The following is a 387-nucleotide window of genomic DNA, read 5'->3' as shown; positions in this document are numbered from 1 at the left end:
CGTGACGTTCAGCGTCGCATTGCCACTGCCCGTGGCGCTGGTGAGGCCCAGCCCCTTGAGGAAGTCGGCCTTGCCCGTGATGGACAGGTCGGCACCGGTCGAGCTCTTGATCGTCGCGATACCGGCGGCGATCGACGAGGCAGTCGCACCGGAGGCCACGCCGATGGTCGCAACACCACTGCTGATCGAGGCGGTCTGCACGCCGCTGGCGAGGTCGATCGCGGTCAAGAGGTCGTTGACGTTGGCGGTCGGCGCAGCGGTGGTGCCGAGATAGACGGTGGAGTTGCCGTTGCCGTCGGTGAGGATGCTGCCACCCGCGTTGACACCCGAACCGCTCGGGATCGAGGTGCCGGTCGGCGCGGAGCCGGCGCGGAAGGTGATCGTGTG

1 protein-coding gene is annotated in these 387 nt (G+C 68.2%); it reads right to left on the bottom strand.

The annotated features are described in order from the left end of the window. Positions 1–387, bottom strand: a 387-nt coding sequence (locus XH87_RS04735; RefSeq protein WP_271586344.1) for a DUF1522 domain-containing protein, incomplete at both ends; no start/stop codon positions are given.

It is taken from the genome of Bradyrhizobium sp. CCBAU 53415 (assembly GCF_028128735.1).
Lineage (GTDB): Bacteria > Pseudomonadota > Alphaproteobacteria > Rhizobiales > Xanthobacteraceae > Bradyrhizobium.
The sequence above is the reverse complement of the archived record's forward strand: the minus strand, read 5'-3'. Positions and strand labels throughout refer to the sequence as shown.